General features: G+C 36.6%; 21 protein-coding genes and 1 pseudogene. 8 read left to right on the plus strand and 14 right to left on the minus strand.

Going from position 1 to position 19,524, the window contains the following annotated elements; translation table 11 throughout:
• From H4J67_RS00005 to sufB, 10 genes and pseudogenes are all read right to left on the minus strand, one after another.
• Window positions 1-323 (minus strand): annotated as a pseudogene (locus tag H4J67_RS00005) (lipoyl synthase); the annotation flags it as partial.
• An 83-nt stretch (window positions 324-406) separates the two neighbouring features.
• Window positions 407-493, minus strand: coding sequence for a hypothetical protein (locus tag H4J67_RS21150; protein ID WP_259369188.1), 87 nt, complete (start codon window positions 491-493; stop codon window positions 407-409).
• Entirely contained in the window at window positions 487-906 is a 420-nt protein-coding gene (locus tag H4J67_RS00010) for a glutaredoxin domain-containing protein (protein WP_182202492.1), read from the minus strand. Before H4J67_RS00010 ends, H4J67_RS21150 begins: the two co-directional genes overlap by 7 nt.
• A 72-nt stretch (window positions 907-978) precedes the next feature.
• Window positions 979-1,437, minus strand: coding sequence for a SufE family protein (locus H4J67_RS00015; protein ID WP_182202494.1), 459 nt, complete (start codon window positions 1,435-1,437; stop codon window positions 979-981).
• Entirely contained in the window at window positions 1,437-1,997 is a 561-nt protein-coding gene (gene sufT, locus H4J67_RS00020; RefSeq protein ID WP_182202496.1) for a putative Fe-S cluster assembly protein SufT, read from the minus strand. The genes H4J67_RS00015 and sufT overlap by 1 nt, the downstream gene beginning before the upstream one ends.
• A gap of 70 nt (window positions 1,998-2,067) precedes the next feature.
• Window positions 2,068-2,424 (minus strand): iron-sulfur cluster assembly accessory protein, encoded by a 357-nt coding sequence (locus tag H4J67_RS00025; protein ID WP_182176394.1) that lies wholly within the window; start codon window positions 2,422-2,424, stop codon window positions 2,068-2,070.
• A gap of 30 nt (window positions 2,425-2,454) precedes the next feature.
• Window positions 2,455-3,702, minus strand: coding sequence for an aminotransferase class V-fold PLP-dependent enzyme (locus H4J67_RS00030; protein ID WP_182176393.1), 1,248 nt, complete (start codon window positions 3,700-3,702; stop codon window positions 2,455-2,457).
• A gap of 2 nt (window positions 3,703-3,704) precedes the next feature.
• Window positions 3,705-5,027, minus strand: coding sequence for a Fe-S cluster assembly protein SufD (sufD, locus tag H4J67_RS00035; RefSeq protein WP_182176392.1), 1,323 nt, complete (start codon window positions 5,025-5,027; stop codon window positions 3,705-3,707).
• 2 nt (window positions 5,028-5,029) lie between these two features.
• Window positions 5,030-5,803 carry a Fe-S cluster assembly ATPase SufC gene (sufC, locus tag H4J67_RS00040; protein WP_182176391.1) on the minus strand — a complete coding sequence of 258 codons (774 nt, stop codon included), beginning with the start codon at window positions 5,801-5,803 and terminating at the stop codon, window positions 5,030-5,032.
• A gap of 94 nt (window positions 5,804-5,897) precedes the next feature.
• The gene (sufB, locus tag H4J67_RS00045) at window positions 5,898-7,340 is read right to left on the minus strand and encodes a Fe-S cluster assembly protein SufB (RefSeq protein ID WP_182176390.1); all 1,443 of its coding nucleotides are present in this window, start codon (window positions 7,338-7,340) and stop codon (window positions 5,898-5,900) included.
• Window positions 7,341-7,796: 456 nt separating this feature from the next.
• Here sufB and H4J67_RS00050 point away from each other — a divergent pair, with 456 nt between their 5' ends.
• The 3 genes from H4J67_RS00050 (at window position 7,797) to H4J67_RS00060 (ending at window position 12,931) form a co-directional block, all read left to right on the plus strand.
• Window positions 7,797-8,255, plus strand: a complete 459-nt coding sequence (locus H4J67_RS00050) for an SUF system Fe-S cluster assembly regulator (protein WP_182176389.1) — start codon at window positions 7,797-7,799, stop codon at window positions 8,253-8,255.
• 1,651 nt (window positions 8,256-9,906) lie between these two features.
• The gene (locus H4J67_RS00055; protein ID WP_182176388.1) at window positions 9,907-11,037 is read left to right on the plus strand and encodes an FIST signal transduction protein; all 1,131 of its coding nucleotides are present in this window, start codon (window positions 9,907-9,909) and stop codon (window positions 11,035-11,037) included.
• Window positions 11,030-12,931: a bifunctional diguanylate cyclase/phosphodiesterase gene (locus H4J67_RS00060; protein WP_182176387.1), complete on the plus strand. Its 1,902-nt coding sequence runs from the start codon at window positions 11,030-11,032 to the stop codon at window positions 12,929-12,931. Before H4J67_RS00055 ends, H4J67_RS00060 begins: the two co-directional genes overlap by 8 nt.
• A gap of 161 nt (window positions 12,932-13,092) precedes the next feature.
• Here the strand turns inward: H4J67_RS00060 and H4J67_RS00065 are convergent, their stop codons facing one another.
• The gene (locus tag H4J67_RS00065; protein WP_182202497.1) at window positions 13,093-14,166 is read right to left on the minus strand and encodes an OmpA family protein; all 1,074 of its coding nucleotides are present in this window, start codon (window positions 14,164-14,166) and stop codon (window positions 13,093-13,095) included.
• A 261-nt stretch (window positions 14,167-14,427) separates the two neighbouring features.
• Here H4J67_RS00065 and H4J67_RS00070 point away from each other — a divergent pair, with 261 nt between their 5' ends.
• The 4 genes from H4J67_RS00070 (at window position 14,428) to H4J67_RS00085 (ending at window position 16,691) form a co-directional block, all read left to right on the plus strand.
• Entirely contained in the window at window positions 14,428-14,694 is a 267-nt protein-coding gene (locus H4J67_RS00070; RefSeq protein ID WP_182202499.1) for a hypothetical protein, read from the plus strand.
• Entirely contained in the window at window positions 14,694-15,518 is an 825-nt protein-coding gene (locus H4J67_RS00075) for a mechanosensitive ion channel family protein (RefSeq protein ID WP_182202501.1), read from the plus strand. The genes H4J67_RS00070 and H4J67_RS00075 overlap by 1 nt, the downstream gene beginning before the upstream one ends.
• 19 nt (window positions 15,519-15,537) lie before the next feature.
• Window positions 15,538-16,071 (plus strand): RNA polymerase sigma factor SigX, encoded by a 534-nt coding sequence (sigX, locus tag H4J67_RS00080; RefSeq protein WP_182176383.1) that lies wholly within the window; start codon window positions 15,538-15,540, stop codon window positions 16,069-16,071.
• Window positions 16,072-16,181: 110 nt separating this feature from the next.
• Window positions 16,182-16,691 (plus strand): DUF3016 domain-containing protein, encoded by a 510-nt coding sequence (locus H4J67_RS00085; protein WP_182202503.1) that lies wholly within the window; start codon window positions 16,182-16,184, stop codon window positions 16,689-16,691.
• A 91-nt stretch (window positions 16,692-16,782) separates the two neighbouring features.
• Here H4J67_RS00085 and H4J67_RS00090 read toward each other — a convergent pair whose 3' ends face one another.
• Together H4J67_RS00090 and epmB are read right to left on the minus strand one after the other, a co-directional pair.
• On the minus strand, window positions 16,783-17,094 hold the full coding sequence (locus H4J67_RS00090; RefSeq protein ID WP_070374891.1) for a hypothetical protein: 312 nt from the start codon (window positions 17,092-17,094) through the stop codon (window positions 16,783-16,785).
• Window positions 17,095-17,132: 38 nt separating this feature from the next.
• Entirely contained in the window at window positions 17,133-18,149 is a 1,017-nt protein-coding gene (gene epmB, locus H4J67_RS00095; protein WP_182176380.1) for an EF-P beta-lysylation protein EpmB, read from the minus strand.
• A gap of 56 nt (window positions 18,150-18,205) precedes the next feature.
• Between epmB and efp the strand changes: the two genes are divergently transcribed.
• Window positions 18,206-18,775, plus strand: coding sequence for an elongation factor P (efp, locus tag H4J67_RS00100; protein ID WP_070374890.1), 570 nt, complete (start codon window positions 18,206-18,208; stop codon window positions 18,773-18,775).
• A 153-nt stretch (window positions 18,776-18,928) separates the two neighbouring features.
• On the opposite strand, the gene yjgA is transcribed toward efp, so the two are convergent.
• Window positions 18,929-19,453, minus strand: a complete 525-nt coding sequence (yjgA, locus tag H4J67_RS00105; protein ID WP_182176379.1) for a ribosome biogenesis factor YjgA — start codon at window positions 19,451-19,453, stop codon at window positions 18,929-18,931.
• Window positions 19,454-19,524: the final 71 nt, after the last annotated feature.

The following is a 19,524-nucleotide window of genomic DNA, read 5'->3' on the forward strand; positions in this document are numbered from 1 at the left end:
CCATGCGCGACATCACAAAATGGACAGCGGCGAGTACAAATAGCACCCAAGATCATAAACGTTGCTGTGCCGTGGTTAAAACATTCATGTAAATTAGGACATGACGCTTCTTCACACACTGAGTTTAAATTATGCTTACGCATCGCTTGTTTAATTTCTGTTACCTTAGCGGTGTTACTTGGTATCTTTATTTTTAACCAACTAGGTTTTTTTAAGGTGGTTTCTTTTTCACTCGCAATAATTTTTACTGGAATAAAAGCCAACTTATCCGCATCACGAAGTTTTTCGCCAGCGACCAATAGTGATTGTTTAATGTTACTCATGATAGTGATCGACCTTGAGGCCAAAAAGTGACCTCCTACGTTTATAAGATACGGTATTGATTACGCTGTTGGCAGCTGTGTTTCTAGGTTATCAATTGCGTGGACAGGTGCATTATTTCAGACATTAAAGGCGCAATGGCTGAGAGTACCAACTTATGTTTAGCTAACATGCTTTTGCCCTCAAGTTTTGCTGTGACGACACGAAGGCTGAAACTGCATCTTCAAGTGGAACGGGTATAGTGCTCGCTTTAGTCTGCTTTGTCGCAGCACTTTTCACGGCTGCTGAAATAATGACTTTTAACTCGCCATTTTGATTGAGTTCGCTGATAATATCGCCGTCGCCAATCAACTGACCATTAGCCCAAACTTGAGGGAAAATTGGCCAATCTCTGTATACGGGTAATGCTGCTCGAATTTCTGGATTAGCTAATATATCCACAGAAACAAAATTTTCACTGCAAGCAATTAAGGCTTTTACGGCGATAGCAGAAAACCCGCATAGAGGTCGTTCTGACGTACCCTTCATAAAAATGATAACTGCATTATTATTGATATGTTCTTCAATTTCTTTCATTATATCCATTTATCACTTCTCGTAACCTTTATTATTAACTTATTGATATATTGGTTAATTTAGTTTTAATTGAAATGTGCTTCAACTATATTGCTTGGCGATGTGTAATATTTTTTTAACCATGGCACGTAAACCATTACCACGCATCGAACTTAAATGACTGAATAAATCAATGTCAGTAAAGAAGGCGTCGATATTAAAATTGGTTACTGCTTGAGGGGTTCTTTTATTAAAGGCACTGAGGACAATTGCCGCTAATCCTTTAACAATTTGAGCTTCGCTATCGACAGCCATCAACAACATATTATTTATTTCATCATATTCGCATATCAGCCATACCTGACTTTGACAGCCAACGATAAGATTTTCGTCTGTTCGATAGGATACGGGTACGGTAGAAAGCTCTTTGCCGAGGTCGATGATATAACGGTAACGATCCTCCCAGTCATCAAAGAAAATTAGTGTGTCTTTGATGTCTCCCGACTTGATTTCACTACCAAAAGGACTTTCTGATAAGCTGGCAATAGATAATTTAGTCATCAGAATAATCCCAGCTCTAATTGTGCCTCTTCCGTCATCATTTCACGACTCCATGGCGGGTCAAGTACTAAAATCACGTTTACCGTATCGACATTAGGCACTAGCCCAACTTTGTATTTTACATCCTCGACCAGTACGGGTCCCATACCACAAGCTGGAGCGGTTAATGTCATGGTTATGACGACGGTATGACCGGTTATTTTACAGCCATAGATCAAACCTAAATCAACAATGTTGACCGGCATTTCTGGATCGTAAACAGCAGATATCGCCTTCCAAACATTACTTTCCAGCACGGTTTTATTACCAGAGTGACCATCGGAGTCATCGCCTGATTTCTCTTCTGACAACTCAAAGACCAAGACAATAGGTTCAAAGCCGAGCGCATCACCATCAGTACCGTCAACGCGTGCCATATTACCGTTAATCAGCACGGTATATGCTCCGCCTAATGATTGGGTTAGAGTGACGAAGGTATCTTTTTTAATGGTGATTGGAGTTCCGTCGGGCACTAATCGTGCTGGACATTCTCTGTTCACTAAAATTATTTTTCTTTCCATAATATGCTTCTGTATGCCCCATTATTTATTAACGACTCATCAGTATTCTTCAATTTTTTTGAGTGAATAATTAGACTGAAAAGCTTTCACCACAACCACATTCTGCTGAGCTATTCGGATTAATAAACTTAATCACTTTGTTCAATCCCTGGGTAACACAATCAATTTCAGTGCCATTAACAAAGGGTAAGGCTTCTTGAGTGATGTAGAGTTTTAATTCATCGTCATTAATGGTGACTAAATGTTCTTCCGTACTGGGATTGTCAATAAAATCCAACACATATTTAAAACCATTGCAGCCACTTTTCGTTACTGAAAAACACAATCCAACTGCCTGCTTGTTTTTTATTTTTTGAGACAAATAAACACGAGCACTATCACTTAAAGACACACGTGGTTTATTTGGTTCAAAAGTCATTACAGTCATAATATTACCCTTGTTAATGTCAATTTTTCGTTAGAGGAATGTTCTTACTTTAGTCAATGCTGCAAATAACTTTGCCACTTCTTCTTCGGTGTTATACATAGAAAATGATGCGCGTACCGTGCCCAAAATGCCCAGTTCATTCATTAACGGCATCGTACAGTGATGACCCGTTCGAACAGCAATACCTTGTTGATTAAGCAAAGTACCTACATCGCTTGGATGCGCATCACCCATGAGAAAAGAAAAAATAGCCGTCTTATTTTCTGCTGTGCCGTAAATACGAATATCATCCATACTATTGGCTAACGCTGAACAATAATTAGTCAATCGCTGTTCGTGTGCTATAGCGCCAACTCGGTCAATGCTGTTTACATAATCGATGGCTGCTGCGAGTCCTATTGCACCCGCAATATTCGGTGTGCCAGCTTCAAATTTATAGGGTAATTCATTCCAAGTTGACTGTTGAAATGTGACCGTTTTTATCATCTCTCCGCCGGTTTGAAACGGGGGTAATTGCTCTAAATGAGCTTCTTTACCATACAACACACCGATCCCCGTAGGGCCAAATAACTTATGCCCTGAGAAGACGTAAAAATCACAATTCAGCTCTTGGACATCAACAAAACCATGACCAATGGCTTGTGCGCCATCTATCACTGTTATGGCATTAACTTGCTGTGCAGATTGCACTATTTCTTTAACCTGATTTATCGTACCAAGTGTGTTGGAGACATGTGTCATAGCAACAACTGCGGTATTTTTATTGAGTAACGTCTTATAAATTGAAAAATTTAGTTCGCCTTTTTCATTTATAGGAGCTACCACAAGTTTGGCACCACTTCGCTTTGCTGCCACTTGCCAAGGCACAATATTGGCATGGTGCTCCATTGCTGAAATAATAATTTCATCACCTGGTTTTAAAAAGCTTTGCGCTAATCCACTGGCAATTGTATTGATCGCTTCTGTTGTGCCTCTTGTCCACACTATTTCATGAGCATGTTTTGCATGAATAAAATTTTGCACTTTACTACGTGCATTTTCAAACAGCTCAGTAGCATTATCACTCAGCGTGTGAGCACCTCGATGCACATTAGCGTTATTCATACTATAAAATTGGCTAATAGCATCGATGACAATCTGTGGTTTTTGAGTGGTTGCCGCGTTATCCAAATAAATTAAAGGTTTACCTTTAACCTTTTGATCTAATATGGGGAAATCTTGCCGAATTTTTGCAATATTAAACCTGTTGTCTTGCTCAACTGCATCTATAGAAGACATCGTTATCTTTCTCCTTCGTGGTGTAATGAGGAAAGTAAACTAGATGAACGCTGTGTAACAAACTCTCGCACACTATTGTGTGGTAGTTGTTCGACTATTTCAGCAATAAAAGCCAGGCTCAATAGACGTTTAGCTTCGACCCTTGGAATACCCCTAGATTGTAAATAAAATAATGCTTCACTATTGATTTGACCCACTGTAGCACCGTGTGAACATCTTACATCATCAGCATAAATTTCCAGTTCAGGTTTAGTATTGATGGTGGCAGTGCTTGAAAGTAATAAGTTTTTGTTACTGAGCTCGGCCAATGTTTTTTGAGCGTTTGGATGAATATGAATGCGGCCATTGAAGACAGCATTAGCTTGGTCATCCACTAAACCTCGAAATACTTCATTGCTGCTACAATTTGGTGCGATATGTTGCATACAAATATGGTTATCAATGGTTTGTTGATGGCGACCGTAAAAACTGCCTCGAATATCATTACTTGCATACTCCCCCTGCAAAGACACCGTAAGATCATTACGTTTCAATTTAGAAGCAAGGCTAATTTGATGTTGCTGATAAGTGCTATGATGCCCTTGTTTTACACGATGATTGCATATGCTCGTGACACTCTCATCAAGTTGCAGTCGGCTATGGGTGATATGCGCCTTGTCATTTACAAAACATTCAATCACAGTATTAACCATTGACGTGTGTTTGAGTGGTGCGTCTTCATGCTCGATTATTGTCGCTTTACTGCCGGTTTCAGCAATAATTAATAATCGCATCATGTTTGTTTTCGGCTGAGCACCTTGTGTCAGATTTACGATGTAAAAGGGCTTGTCGACCTCACAATGCCCTGGGATATGGATAAGTAAACCATCTTCAAGTTGTGCACTGTTAAGGCTAGAAAAATAGTCGTGGTAGTAGTTATGACTGGTATCTAAATGATCAATAATGAGTTGCTGCTGAGCGGTGTTAGCTTTAGAGAATAAAGTGCTGTAAGGGTTACTATCAAGGTGTGATAATCCATTCGCAAATACACCGTTGACAAAAACTAAACGATACGCATTAAGGTCCTTTATTAAAGACTGCGAAAGTAATTCATCAATGTCGTCGTCACTTTTTGAATCGAGTACTTGTATGCTTTGTACGTCGAGTTGATCATCAGCTAACAATTCTTCAAGTTTAAGATATTTCCAATCTTCGGTTTTTTTGGTTGGTAATTGCAGCGCTTTTAAGCGTTCACTTGCCGCATCACGAATACCTTGTAACCACAGATTTTTTTGAGAGGTATACTCGTTGCTAAAGTCAGTCGTTATTTGCTGTAGATTATTCATGGTTAAACCTTAAGTGGATTTGCTGATTGCTCAGTTCCACTTTCTAACCAACCGTAGCCTTTTTCTTCTAACTCTAACGCCAGCTCACTTCCACCAGATTTAATTATTTTCCCGTCGGCTAATACATGTACAAAATCAGGTTGCACGTAATCCAATAATCGTTGGTAATGAGTGATCAAGATAAAGGAACGATCTGGACTGCGTAACTGATTGATCCCATCAGCCACTACTTTAAGTGCATCGATATCTAAACCTGAATCAGTTTCATCAAGTAGGCATAACTTTGGCTCTAACATTAGCATCTGCATAATTTCATTGCGTTTTTTCTCACCACCTGAAAAACCTTCATTCACACCACGCTTTAAAAAGCCAGCATCTAAATCAACCAGTCGACATTTCTCACGCGCCAGCTTCATAAACTCTACCGCACTCAAAAGAGGCTTGTTTTGATATGTATGGAGACACTCAAGGGATGTTTTTAAAAACTCAAGGTTACTGACTCCCGGGATTTCAACCGGGTACTGAAAGGCAAGAAAAATGCCTTCTCGTGCACGATTTTCAGGCGCAAGTGTTAATAAGTCTTTGCCTTCAAAGATGACGGTTCCATCGGTCGCATCATAGTTATCACGACCTGCTAGTACATTGGATAGCGTGCTTTTTCCGCTCCCATTTGGTCCCATAATGGCGTGGACTTCACCAGGTTTAACCTCAATATTTAATCCTTTGAGGATCTCTTTCCCATCAATCTTGGCTTTTAAATTTTTAACGTTTAGCATCTATTGACCTCATTATCTTTTAATCAAGTTTTATCAGTGTGGTAATACGACTGATGTCTGTTTCATGAAATTTTTTTGATCCCTTCGCAGCGCGTTATCCAACGGCACCCTCTAAGCTGATCTCTAATAGCTTCCCAGCTTCAACAGCAAATTCCATTGGCAACTCTTTGAAAACTGATTTACAAAAACCATTAACAATCATCGATACCGCTTTTTCAGGATCGATACCGCGTTGTTGGCATAGGAATAACTGATCTTCACTGACTTTTGATGTTGTCGCTTCATGTTCGACAATCGCACTTGGATTTTTGCTAACAATATAGGGGAAGGTATGTGCAGCACATTTATCACCAATTAAGAGTGAATCACATTGGGTGAAATTACGTGCACCTTCTGCTTTTGGTGATATATTGACTAATCCTCGATAGGTATTAGATCCTTTGCCAGCTGAAATGCCTTTTGAAATAATAGTACTGCGAGTATTACGACCTAGATGGATCATCTTGGTCCCAGTATCCGCTTGTTGTGCGTTTCGGGTTAAGGCCACTGAATAAAATTCACCAACACTGTTATCGCCAAGTAATATTACGCTTGGGTACTTCCATGTGATGGCGGAGCCTGTTTCAACTTGAGTCCATGATATTTTTGCGTTGGTATGGCAGATACCGCGTTTGGTAACAAAGTTATAGATACCTCCTTTACCGTTTTCATCCCCGGGATACCAGTTTTGAACAGTAGAATATTTAATTTGCGCGCCTTCTAGTGCGACTAACTCAACCACTGCCCCGTGCAGTTGATTTTCGTCTCTTGAGGGCGCGGTACAACCTTCAAGATAGCTCACATAGCTACCTTCATCAGCAATAATCAAGGTACGTTCAAACTGACCCGTGTTCATCTCATTAATCCGGAAGTAGGTTGACAACTCCATTGGACACCTAACCCCCTTAGGTATATAAACAAACGAACCGTCACTAAATACCGAACAGTTTAAAGCGGCATAATAATTATCTTTAACGGGCACCACAGAGCCCAGGTATTTTTTAATTAATTCAGGATGTTCGATGATTGCTTCTGAAAGTGAACAGAATATTACGCCAGACTCGGCAAGCTTTTCTTTAAAAGTGGTAATAATAGAAACACTATCAAATACTATATCAACGGCCACACCAGCCAGCATTTCTTGTTCATGCAATGGAATACCTAGTTTTTCGTAGGTACGAAGCAGTTCAGGGTCAACTTCGGCTAAACTTTTAGGTGCGTCGTCCTGACTTTTGGGACTTGAATAGTAGGCAATGGCTTCAAAGTCTATTTCAGGGTAATTGACTTGCGCCCATTCTGGACGCTTCATTTCTAGCCATTGTTGGTAGGCCTTTAAACGCCATTCCAACATGTATTTGGGTTCATTTTTTTTGGCTGATATTTTTCGTATGACATTTTCATTTAATCCAGGATCAAATGTTTGCATTTCAACATCGGTGATAAAACCCGCGTCGTAGCTGGAATTAATACGCTCATCAATAACATTGCTTTCGCTCATAATGATTAACTCTCTTTTTGTCGATGTGTAAAGTAAATAGCGTGGTGTCACAGACCAAATCATAAAAAACATTAATTTGGCAAGGATCTATCTTTAACGGTTATTTAAACGCGTAGATGATCTCGATTGTATTTTGTGAAACGCTAACACCATAAAGAATACTGATTTAGTAATGTATGTCAGTTTATATGACACGTAAATTTAATACAATACTAAATTAGTATTTATTGTTGTTTGGGAGAGTGGAATGTTTACTCGATGAGATAACGCTTAACCTTTGTTTTACATATTATCTAAAATGTTACAACTTGCATTTTTTAGGTTTTATTTCAGAAGTATCTTAGCGTTTATTAAATTTACTGGGTGGTATTAGGAATAAAAAGGAATACTATTGGGGTATACTAGTAAATATAATTACTGACCAGATGAGGTGAGTAAATTTTCGAGAGAATACTTATGATAAGAATTAGCCGCATGGCCGATTATGCGCTGTTGGTGGTATTAAAAATGTGTGGTCGCGATGAGCTAATTACGCTAGAAAGATTGTGTCAGCTAACGGCATTATCTCTACCTACCGTGCGTAAATTGATGCGGTCACTCATCCATAACAATTTAGTGGAATCAGTTAGGGGATCTCATGGGGGTTATAAACTCAGTAGTCAATCTGATCAAATATCGATTGCAGAAGTGATTGAAGCCATCGATGGGCCTATTGCATTAACAGAGTGTGTTAAGTCGGATGGCGGTGATTGTGAATTGGCAGATACATGTGGATTACAAGGAAATTGGAATATTGTTAATCGTTTGATTTCCAATGCGCTTCACAACGTGACACTAGATGCAATGGGGCAAGAGCCTATGGATGTTAAACGCTTGAAGTCAACATTCATAGAGGTCTGCGACCAAAACGAATAAGTGTTCAACAATAGACAAGCAATAATATATTTTTCAAATTAGCTCGCCAAGTTGATAAGTGTTTTTAGCTGTCTCGCCTGCTCTTTAGATAAATATTTTAATTCAGCTATTTTAAGATTAAAAAAATATTTACATGTGTTAACTATAGAGCTTTCCAACCTCATCAATCTATTAATAGTTTTATCTATCATTATCAGTAATTTTATCGATTGTTGTTCTTATGTCAATTTCTAAGTGCCTGATATAATTAAGTAATGGTAGAAGGTGAAATGACCACCAATGCAGGCTGTCAAAGTATAGGTAACATAAAACGTTTTTTATAAAATGACGATACCTACTCTCCATACTGATATATCTTTTATATTCTTGGCGGAGTGTAAATTGGCGATTTATCGCTTATTAAACTGTTCTACATAATTTAGAATTTAAAACAAGCGCCTCCTACTATGTATAAACCAGTTTTTGAATATTGCTTTTGTTTATGATGGTTTATTATTTTTATTCGAACAGACTTATCTGAGGCGTTACTCTACTTTGTGTGGGTAATAATTTGGGTAATTCATCATGTTTTGTATTTAGGTAACAAAGGAACTTTTTGATTGCCAAAGGATCCTAGCTACTCGCTATAACCTTAACCGCCGCACAGATTGGTTAAAGGTTTCAATATCTATGTTAAAAGTTACGTTGAGTTTTTACGCCCAAGTTATTGACTGTTGTTTTTTAGTAGCGTCATCCTATTTTCGTGTACCCTCTGCTCTTATTGTTTAGCTTCATTGGGCGATAGCTCTGCTCTCTATTTACTCTTAGGAAAAATATACTTCTGAACTAGGGCTGCTTTGAAAACTGATAAAGCGTAATGAATACTAAATAAGCCAGTAAATTATTTAATATTCAGTTGGTTAACTTTAGTCGTGAGTTGGCAGAGGTATAAAGTGGGTATCACTTATGTAGTTAACGGTAATATTCTTTGACAAAAAAGTAAGTGGAAATTAAATGAATTCTATTTTTAAGTGCCACGGGTATCATATAGGACTCTCTCTTCGTGTCAGTTTAAAATAGTGGTTATAAAAACACTAACTTATTTTATAGGGGGGGGAAGATCAAAATGTAACAATATGATGGTTTAGTTCACACCAAATCATGAGACCTTTAGGTGCATAAATAAGTAATAAATAAGTAATAAATAGGCAATAAAAAAGATAAAAAAAACTGCATTGCACACTTGATAAGGGAGCCCTTATGAGAGATCTCTTTTATTCTCAGCAATGTCCAATGATATGGCGATGGTCACAACAATGGAATTCATATTTTCCTATTATAAGCTGGTAAGCTACCTAAAAAATTATAAAAATGCCTAATGAACGTTTAATAAAAACCAACTACATATTAAGTATATTACAGTCCAGTAAAAGTAAATCATTCGCCCAAAATTATATAGGCCTTTAATCTCGGTTAACGTATCAATAAATTTGACTGAAAATAAAAAATTATCCTATTAAGTTTATTTGCTATAGTTAAAAAAGTCATATGAAATAATATCAGTTTATACAAATGATTAGGCGCAACGTATAACGCGTCAGTATAAAACATTTTATTGGTGTTTGTAGTATTGCGAAATTACCCGTTTTTATAGTTAATTAGTAGGTGCCCCATGAAGTTTCATCAGAACACTTACCTTTTAGGCAGATGGGAAAGCCCCATCGAGAGTATTGAAAAAGCTAATCTTGTTTTACTTTTTGGGAACCGAGACCTTGTTAAAAATGAAGCGATAATGGCAGATATACGCTGCCACTACCCAAAAGCAGATATTATTGGTTGTACAACAGCAGGTGAAATTCAAGGAACAAAGATCTATGACGACAGCTTATGTTTAACAGCTATTGAATTTGACTACTCTTTTATCTCTGTTCAAAGTGCATCAATTACTGGTAGCTCTGTACTTGAGGTGGTGAAAAATCTTGCTGATGGCCTTAATAAAGAAGGGCTTCGATATGTGATGGTATTGTCAGATGGGCATCAAATAAATGGCACGGAACTAGTGAATGCTTTGCAAGCTTATTTACCTAAAGATATATTAGTCACAGGAGGCTTAGCAGGTGATGGCACCAACTTTAATGAAACACTTGTCTGGCATAATAATGCGACTGAATTAGGGCAAATTGTTTTAGTGGGTTTTTATGGTGAGAGGTTATCGTTGGGCTATGGTTGCATAGGCGGATGGGATGCGTTTGGCCCTGACAGAACTATCACTAAATCCAAAAGTAATGTGCTTTATGAATTAGATAATCGTCCTGCTCTAGCTTTATATAAAAGGTATTTGGGTCCACATGCCGATGATTTACCGGCCTCAGCTTTATTATTCCCTCTGGTTTTAAAAATTGATAATAAAAGAATGACAAGAACCATTTTGAGTATCAATGAAGAAGATGGTTCGATGACGTTTGCAGGAGATGTGCCTGAAGGCGCAACAGTACAGTTAATGCGTGCTAATACCAGTAGCTTAATTGATGGTGCTGAAATTGCTGCAGAACATGCGTTGAGTAGAATACCCAATAATTACAGTAATGGCTTAGCCATACTGATCAGTTGCGTAGGTAGAAGAATAGTCTTGGGTAATTACTGTGAAGAAGAAGTTGAGGTTGTTAAAGATATTCTGGGTGAAAAATGGGCATATACAGGATTCTACTCTTATGGAGAACTTTCACCGATGTTAAACAGTGAGGCTTGTGCCTTACACAACCAAACAATGACCATTACTACTCTATGTGAAATAGATGAATAGGTTATTAAAGCGTCTGATAAAAAGACATTTACATGAATATGATAATCATAAAAGTATTAAAGACTTTATTAGTGGTATTGACGATATTTTTGCCCAACAGCAAGACGAACGTGAATTTATGGAGCGCACTCTCACGCTGTCTTCTACTGAACTCAATGAAATTAATATCAGTTTAAAAGAAAACCTTGCAAAAAATGAAAAAATTCAGCGCCATTCTGAAAAGCTTATTGCTAAGCAAGATGCTTTATTTAATGCAAGTACAGAAGCTATTTTTAGCTTTAGTCCTGATAATATCATCGAAAAACTTAACCAAGCAGCCATTGATTTTTTGGATTTAGATGTTGATCGCTTAAATAATGGCGAAGTACTTACTTGTGACTTATTTCTGTCAAGATTAGTAAATCATGATAGTTTTTCTAATGATATTCAGCCGATAAGAGATAATGAATTAGCGGTAGTGCATGGCTTCTTTGATACTATAGATCACCGTTCTTACGAGTTTTACTCTGTGCCTGAAGTTGTAGATGGTGATTTTTTTGGCCGAGTTTGGTGTTGTCGTGACATCACTGATGTTAGAAAAAATGAAGCACTATTGAAGTATAGAGCTAACCATGACGCCTTAACTGACTTACCTAATCGTTCATTAATTTTAGATGTGTTAAACCATGCCATCGCTATGGGGAAACGGCATAACCTAAAAGTAGGTTTATTATTTATTGATTTAGATGACTTTAAAAAAATTAATGATACCGCAGGGCATCAAGAAGGCGATCGGTACCTGATTGAATTTGCAAATCGTATCCAATCAGCATTAAAGGCGGGTGATATTTTAGGTCGTTTAGGAGGGGATGAATTTGTCGTGATCCTAGAAGACATAGATGATATTTCACATGTGGTTCAAATTAATGAACGCATTTTAGCGTTATGTAAATTGCCTTTTTATATTAAAGATAAAAAATACTATATGTCGTGCAGTATTGGTGTAAGTTTATCGCCTGATGATTCAGTTAGCTCAGATGAGCTTATTCGCAAAGCTGATATGGCAATGTACCAAGCTAAAGAATCAGGGAAGAATACGTACCACTTTTTTGATAAAAAATTAGAGAAAATTGCACTTAATAGCGTAATGATTGACGGCCAATTACGTGAAGCGATTAAAGAAGAAAATTTTGTACTGCATTATCAACCTAAAATGCGCTTAAAAGATAATTCTTTGTGTGGTGTAGAAGCGCTTATTCGTTGGCAAAAAACACCTAATGAACTTGTTTATCCTGACTGCTTTATACATATAGCAGAGAAAAACGGTTTAATACGAGAGATTACCTATTGGCTATTAAACAAAGCTTGCCAAACATTAAAAAGTTGGGAAAACACTTCGTTAGCTAATATTCCAATGTCGTTAAATATTTCTGCCATTGACTTTGCCGATCCTTACTTTGTTGAACAAGTCTTTCAACTTATTGATAAGTATAATATCAACCCTGCATTATTAGAACTTGAATTAACAGAATCAACATTTTTTAATGATATAGGCTCAGTACAAGAAAAAATTAAGAAATTAAAGTCAAAAAAAATAAAACTAGCTATTGACGACTTTGGTACTGGCTTTTCTTCATTTGCTTATTTACGTGATATGGAGTTAGATTTTTTAAAAATAGATAAAAGTTTTGTCTTAGGCATGCTTGACGATGAAAAGTCTCAAGCTATTGTTAAAAGTATTATTGATGTGGGCATTAATTTAGGCTTCAAGATTGTCGCTGAGGGTATTGAATCGGCAAGCATTATGGCATTACTAACGCAACAAGGTTGCCATATTGGTCAAGGCTACCATATGAGTAAACCTATTACTGAAAAAATGCTTTTAGAATTTTCTACTGATACTTTAAAGAAATAGTGCAGGGTAGCTAATATATGTTGAGCATGTGATAACTCGTCATTTCAGTTTAATATTGCGCTTTATACACATTTAGTAAACTGATTTATCAAGAGACTTTTATTGAGAGTAATAAAAAAGGGAAGCTAAAATGGCTTCCCTTTGGGTTAAGCTGTTTAGTCTTATTTTGTAATCACTTTTTTAACAACAGTTTCTATTTTCGCTACAACTCTGCGGTTCACACTATTGTCTGCAAGCGAAGTTCCTTGAGCAATCAACTGTGTTTCACCAAAGCCTTTTGCAGATAAACGACTAGCATCGATAGAAAACTTATTAATTAATAAGTTTTTAATGGTATCAGCACGTTTTTGCGAAAGCATTAGGTTATATTTTTCACTACCTGTAGCTGAACTGTGTCCTTCAATAACAACACTTGTGTTTTGGTATTCTTTCATGAAATCAGCTAAACGCTGAACATCATCAATCATTGCTGGCTTAACAAGTGAACTGTTATTTTCAAAGATAACATTTAACTTAATTTCGACTGATTTTTCTGAATATAACGTACAGCCTTGTGAATCAACTTTTACATTTGCCGGTGTATTAGCACAACGGTCATTGTTATCACTAACACCATCGCTGTCAGTATCAGCCATCATCACTTTTTTAACGACTGGCGTTGTTGACTTCATTGTTTCCATAACAGGTTTGTTAACAACAGCTTTGTTAACAACAGGTGATTTTTTAACATCGCTAAAAGTATATTTTACACCTAATTTAATACCTTGATCTGTTTGACCGTAATCAAGATCGCGATAAACAGCAGCTTCGCTGTATAGAGAGAAACGATCATTAATTTGAAGGTTATAACCAGCACCTACATTAGCCGCATTATAACTTCTAACATTATTAAAGCGCTTTACACCAGTGAAAAGGTAGAAACTGCTATCTTCAACTTTATAAATTGCATCGATACCGGCACGTGTTCCGTAATCTTTATCATTACCATTTTCAATGTCGTAACGTGTTTTAGCTAATTCTAAACGAATATCCCAGCGCTCATTAATAATTTTTTGTAAATCAATACCAAGGCTTTTGCCCGATTCAATTTGTTGCCAGTCAGTATTGTGTTCTTTGTTTGTATCTGACTTGATGTAGTCGCTAAACACACCAAGCTCCCATGCTTTATCAATAGTTTCTGCAGCTAGTGGAGAGCTTATTAATGCAGCTATCAGAGTCATGTTAAAAGTTTTCATGGATAAATCCTTATTAAGTTTCAGGTAATGCGATGTAATTTCTGGCTCTATAACGGATAAGGAACTAAAAAGTCACAAGTTTTTCTTAATTTTACTAAATTAACGTTAAAACTCAAAATTGTTTAGCGTAAAATGCACCCGATTTAAAAAAGTTAATGTGTATAGATAAAAATAAGAATAAAAAACATACAGATTTAATGTGACTTTTTAATGGCTCAATCGTTAAAGAATAAAGCGATAAAACTATTGCTCGAGGATGAGATGAAAGACATAGAAAAGAGTTTAGCGAAAGAATTAAGCTGTGATGCAGATGTTGTTTTTAGTACATCAGATGATGAGCTTTTTAAGCGTGCAACATTAACAGCAAATAATCAGCAAGGTACAAAAGATCTTGTTGCATTGGGCTTAGCTTCACTTTGGGTTGTTTTTATTAGCCTATTTATGAAAGTTTTAAAACCGATATTTAAACAGATGGCACCTTGCCCAAAGATAACAAGCAATAGCATAACTAATAATGAGAATAGATAATGGATACTGAAAACATCACCGACAAAGCTTACTCTGGCTTAATAACTGTTTGGCATAAAGTGGTTACTTTTTTACCTGATTTAATTGTTGCTATTTTATTTCTACTTGTCGGTTGGATTATTTCAACACTCATTAAAAACTTTCTTAATAAATCATTAATTAAAATTGGTTTTGATACGTTTTTAAATAAACTGGGGCTAGATTCACTGCTGAAAAAAATGGATGTTACTTTAACGGGTAGCCAAGTTGTTGCTAGTCTTATTTCGACATTCTTCTTACTTATCTTTTTATTAGCGGCTCTAGATATTTTAGGTTTAAACGTACTTTCCGGCTTAATCGACACTTTGGTGTTGTTTTTACCTAAATTACTTGCTTCACTCGCGGTCTTCATTTGTGGCTTCTTTGTTGCGCAAATTGTTTTTAATGGTGTAAAAATAGCCGCTAAGAATACGGGTGTTGACTATGGCCGTTCCGTTGCCGAAGTATGCCGCGGTATTATTATCGTTATTACTGTTTCTTTATCTATTACGCAATTAGACATAGATGTTTCTCTGCTAAATAACATCATGACAGTACTTATTGGCAGTGTCGGTTTAGCGGCGGCTATTTCTTTAGGTATCGGCACTAAAGCTATGGCCCAAGAAATTGTTGCTGGCGTTTATCTTCGAGAGATGTACCAAATAGGTGACGTTATTGAAGTAACAGACATTAAGGGCACCTTAGCTGTTATTGGCAGTGTTGCGAGTAAAGTGATGGCAGCCGATGAGTCGCTAACGACGATACCGAATACTTTCTTATTAGCTAATAAAGTTATTAAGCAATAGTTGAGGCTTATTTTACAGTTTGACTACGTTTAATGAACGCGAGCTTGTTGCCCTAGTGCAAGCAAGCCTGCCTTATGATACGCGTCTTTTTCAGCAACTAATTACACCTTATTTACCTATTTTAAAAGGATACTGTGTAAAGTTACTTAAGCATCAGCCTGATGCCGAAGACGTCGTACAAGAAACAATTATAAAGGTACTCGCCCACTTAAAAAATTTTAAGTGGGCGGTATCTTTTAAAGCATGGCTATTTAAAATTGCCCATAACGAATGTATCAATAAGATAAGAGATCGCCGTTGGGATACTATCGAACACAATGATGAATATCTTGAAAATATAATCGATGATGACAATAGCCACGAAGATTTTGGCACAGCACTTTCATTATTAATGGTTAACCTGTCCTTTGCTGATCGTAATATTATGCTACTACGCTACCGCACAGGTTTGGAATTTCAAGAAATAGCCGATATTTGTCACCTCAATATTTCAGCGGTAAAAATGCGTCATAAAAGGGTTGTAGATTTTTTACAACAACGATTAAAGCAGTAAAGTTAAGTAACTTGTGTAACTATGGTTAAGATAATTTTAGTGCCGTTTTTATTCAGGGTAAATATAAAAAGTCACTCGGCATTAATAAACTTTATGGTTAAGGATATATGATGATTAAACCACTATTCACTTTATTGACTGCTTTAATACTAAGCAGCATGATCTTTACGATTCCTACAGTACAAGCTGCTAAGGTGAACATCACTTGGACAGAGCCTGATAAATACCGAGATATTGATTCAGGAACCGAAGGTCGAAAACGCTTTCGAGAAAATATGTTTAACGAATTTGAAAAACATTTATCAAAACTTGCCAATGCATTACCTGCATCTCAAATACTTAATATAGACGTAACAGACATTGATTTAGCCGGTGATGTTCTCGCCAGTGGTCTACATCAAATCAGAGTGATTAAAGACCTTTATTTTCCAAGAATAAAACTATCATTTACATTAATAAATGCTGAGAAAGTCATAATACTTAGCGATAATGTTAATTTAAAAGATATGAGTTTTATGATGGGCGGACGCTTAAAATATAGAAATAATGCATTAAGTTATGAAAAAAAATTGCTTGATGATTGGTTTAAAAATACTTTTGCAGATTATGTTGAAAAATAAGCGTTCCATTTTTTAACGTTAGAGAAAGCAAAAGGCCATCTTTATAGTGCAATAAAGATGGCCTTTTTATTTTTACTTTTAATCTGTACCGTTAATGAGTAACCGTTGCACTGTTTTCAAAGTTCGCTAAAACGGTAAAAAGCTTTTCTATTTTCTTTACCGTATCTATTAACGTTTGTTGATCTGATGTTTTTTGCCAAAAAATTAAATCGTTCGCGACTTCTTCAACATAAGGCTGAAAAGTATTTGCCGAACATTTGAAACCAGCGTCTGCTTTAAATATTGCCTCAAAGCTTGCTTGCTTGTTTTTTCTTAAATCAGCTAAAGTCGCATCAGCGGCTAGCGATTTTTTTAAAATAATTGAAATATTATCAACGAGTTGTTTACTAACAGTTGCGCTCATAGTGTCTCTATATTGACGATTGTTTTGATATATTGCTATTATGCCAAATTGATGGGCGTTTTGTTAGCTTCTCCCGCAATTTCTCGTACTAATTTTGGCATTAAAAAGCCAGGTAATATCGCCATCATTTTTTGGACAATTATTTTTGCCTCCTCTTCACAAATATCAAAGTGAGCAACCCCTTGTACGGGATCAAACATATGTAAGTAATAAGGTTGAATACCACTATCAAATAAAGTTTCACTGAGTTGACATAAGAGTTTGGCATCATCATTCACTCCTTTTAATAATACGCTTTGATTAAACAAAGGAATTCTTGCCACACGTAGTTTTTCGAGTGCTTGCTTTACTTCATCATCGATTTCATTAGGGTGATTAATATGTAAAACCATGGTTGCCTTTAATCGACTTTCAGACAAAATGTTCACTAATGATGTTGTTATGCGTTGTGGGATAACAATGGGTAAACGCGTATGAATACGCAAGCGTGTCAAATGTTTAATCGGCTCAAGTTGTTCAATAAGCCACTGTAGATGATCATCACTTGCCATTAAAGGATCGCCACCACTAAAAATCACTTCATTAATTTCAGGATGATCGGCAATATATTTGAGTGCTGGCTGCCAGCGAACTTTATTGGGACTGTTTTCATCATAAGGAAAGTGGCGACGAAAACAATAACGGCAATTAACCGCACAACCTGACTTTATTATCATCAATACTCGGTGCTTATATTTATGCAATAAACCTTCGGCAACCGTGTCGTGTTCTTCTAGTGGATCCATTGAATAGCCATCAGAGATAACAAACTCATCAGAGAGTGGCATAACCTGTTTAAGCAGCGGATCGTTAAAGTCGCCTTTTTTCATTCTTGTAATAAAAGGTCGAGGTACACGGACCGGAAATAACTTACGTGCGGAAAAGTGTTGCAGATAATCTTGGCTGTCAATTTCTAGCATATCTAAAAGCTTTTTCGGATCTGTAACGACATTACTTAACTCTTTTTGCCAAGAAATGTGCAATTGTTCGCTTATTTGGGGTATTATCTGCGGCATTTGTAATTTCAATTTAAATCTCTGCGTTATTTGTTTGAGTATAAGAGAACATTCATATGGCTAATTTTAGTACAAACCAATTTAAGGCTGGCCTTAAATTAATGATTGACGGCGAACCATGTAACATTTTAGAAAACGAATTAGTAAAACCAGGTAAAGGCCAAGCCTTTAGCCGGGTAAAAATTCGTAAACTTATTTCTAATAAAGTCTTAGAAAAAACCTTTAAATCAGGCGAGTCTTGCGAAGGCGCTGATGTAATGGAAACCGAGCTAGCTTACTTGTATGCTGACGGTGAATTCTGGCATTTTATGAATAATGATACCTTTGAGCAAATTGCCGCTGATGAAAAAGCAGTTGTAGATTGTATTAAATGGTTAAAAGAAGGCGATCTTTGTACCATTACTTTATGGAATGGTTCACCTATCACAGTAACAACCCCTAATTTTGTTGATCTAGATGTTACAGAAACAGATCCAGGATTAAAAGGTGATACTGCCGGTACGGGTGGAAAACCAGCAACGTTACATACCGGTGCGGTTATTCGTGTACCGCTATTTATTCAAATTGGTGAGACAGTTAAAGTGGATACGCGTACAGGTGAATACGTATCGCGTGCAAGTAAATAAGCACTTTTAACGATTATCTACTGCGCTATTTTCAATAAGCGTTTTAATAAGTAGCCAGTGCATTTTGGCTATTTAGGTTTATTATAATTTAGCAATGAATAAAATTTAGTATTAAAAAAACCTGCTGATGCAGGTTTTTTTATAGATAAACGACTAGTTTATCTGTCTGGTATGAAGTTTTAGATAATCAAATAGCTCTTTGTAATACTTGCCAAGCTTTTCTGCTTTTTTCTCTTTTGCCGCTTGTCGTACTAATTGACGTAGCTTTTGTCTTTCCATCGACTCATGCTCGTTCAGTAAAGCTTCTACAAAGTCATTACCTTCATCAATAGCGTCATCGCGCATCTTTTCAAGTTTAACAAACTTAGCTGTTTCTTGTTGATGCTTATTTGCCATAACATCAAGAGCATGTTTAATTGGCTCTAAATCAGATTCTGATAATATTCTTGCCAAGTGGCGAACATGGCGACGTAATGCTTCATGTTTGTTTTTAATTTTATCAGCTAAAATTAAGGCGTCCTTAATCTCCTCAGTAAAAGGAATTTTACTGCGCTGATGCTTAGATAAATCAATAAGCGACTGTCCAAAGATTTGTAACTGGATCATTTCGCGCTTTACTTCTGATTTACTTTTTAATTCTTCATCTAATTCATCGATATCGTTAGCAGAGTCGGGCATAATATTCGTTATTAAAGTGATAATTATCGCTATTATACTCGTAAGTGCTTATGGTATACAGCGCATATTCT

This window comes from Colwellia sp. BRX10-4 (genome assembly GCF_014077465.1).
Classification (GTDB): Bacteria; Pseudomonadota; Gammaproteobacteria; order Enterobacterales; family Alteromonadaceae; genus Colwellia_A.

Excerpts from the sequence above, each read along its gene's own strand:
- H4J67_RS21150 (WP_259369188.1), bottom strand. The coding sequence starts at position 493 with ATGTTAGCTAAACATAAGTTGGTACTCTCAGCCATTGCGCCTTTAATG.
- H4J67_RS00010 (WP_182202492.1), bottom strand. The coding sequence starts at position 906 with ATGGATATAATGAAAGAAATTGAAGAACATATCAATAATAATGCAGTT.
- H4J67_RS00015 (WP_182202494.1), bottom strand. The coding sequence starts at position 1,437 with ATGACTAAATTATCTATTGCCAGCTTATCAGAAAGTCCTTTTGGTAGT.
- sufT (WP_182202496.1), bottom strand. The coding sequence starts at position 1,997 with ATGGAAAGAAAAATAATTTTAGTGAACAGAGAATGTCCAGCACGATTA.
- H4J67_RS00025 (WP_182176394.1), bottom strand. The coding sequence starts at position 2,424 with ATGACTGTAATGACTTTTGAACCAAATAAACCACGTGTGTCTTTAAGT.
- H4J67_RS00030 (WP_182176393.1), bottom strand. The coding sequence starts at position 3,702 with ATGTCTTCTATAGATGCAGTTGAGCAAGACAACAGGTTTAATATTGCA.
- sufD (WP_182176392.1), bottom strand. The coding sequence starts at position 5,027 with ATGAATAATCTACAGCAAATAACGACTGACTTTAGCAACGAGTATACC.
- sufC (WP_182176391.1), bottom strand. The coding sequence starts at position 5,803 with ATGCTAAACGTTAAAAATTTAAAAGCCAAGATTGATGGGAAAGAGATC.
- sufB (WP_182176390.1), bottom strand. The coding sequence starts at position 7,340 with ATGAGCGAAAGCAATGTTATTGATGAGCGTATTAATTCCAGCTACGAC.
- H4J67_RS00050 (WP_182176389.1), top strand. The coding sequence starts at position 7,797 with ATGATAAGAATTAGCCGCATGGCCGATTATGCGCTGTTGGTGGTATTA.
- H4J67_RS00055 (WP_182176388.1), top strand. The coding sequence starts at position 9,907 with ATGAAGTTTCATCAGAACACTTACCTTTTAGGCAGATGGGAAAGCCCC.
- H4J67_RS00060 (WP_182176387.1), top strand. The coding sequence starts at position 11,030 with ATGAATAGGTTATTAAAGCGTCTGATAAAAAGACATTTACATGAATAT.
- H4J67_RS00065 (WP_182202497.1), bottom strand. The coding sequence starts at position 14,166 with ATGAAAACTTTTAACATGACTCTGATAGCTGCATTAATAAGCTCTCCA.
- H4J67_RS00070 (WP_182202499.1), top strand. The coding sequence starts at position 14,428 with ATGAAAGACATAGAAAAGAGTTTAGCGAAAGAATTAAGCTGTGATGCA.
- H4J67_RS00075 (WP_182202501.1), top strand. The coding sequence starts at position 14,694 with ATGGATACTGAAAACATCACCGACAAAGCTTACTCTGGCTTAATAACT.
- H4J67_RS00085 (WP_182202503.1), top strand. The coding sequence starts at position 16,182 with ATGATTAAACCACTATTCACTTTATTGACTGCTTTAATACTAAGCAGC.
- H4J67_RS00090 (WP_070374891.1), bottom strand. The coding sequence starts at position 17,094 with ATGAGCGCAACTGTTAGTAAACAACTCGTTGATAATATTTCAATTATT.
- epmB (WP_182176380.1), bottom strand. The coding sequence starts at position 18,149 with ATGCCGCAGATAATACCCCAAATAAGCGAACAATTGCACATTTCTTGG.
- efp (WP_070374890.1), top strand. The coding sequence starts at position 18,206 with ATGGCTAATTTTAGTACAAACCAATTTAAGGCTGGCCTTAAATTAATG.
- yjgA (WP_182176379.1), bottom strand. The coding sequence starts at position 19,453 with ATGCCCGACTCTGCTAACGATATCGATGAATTAGATGAAGAATTAAAA.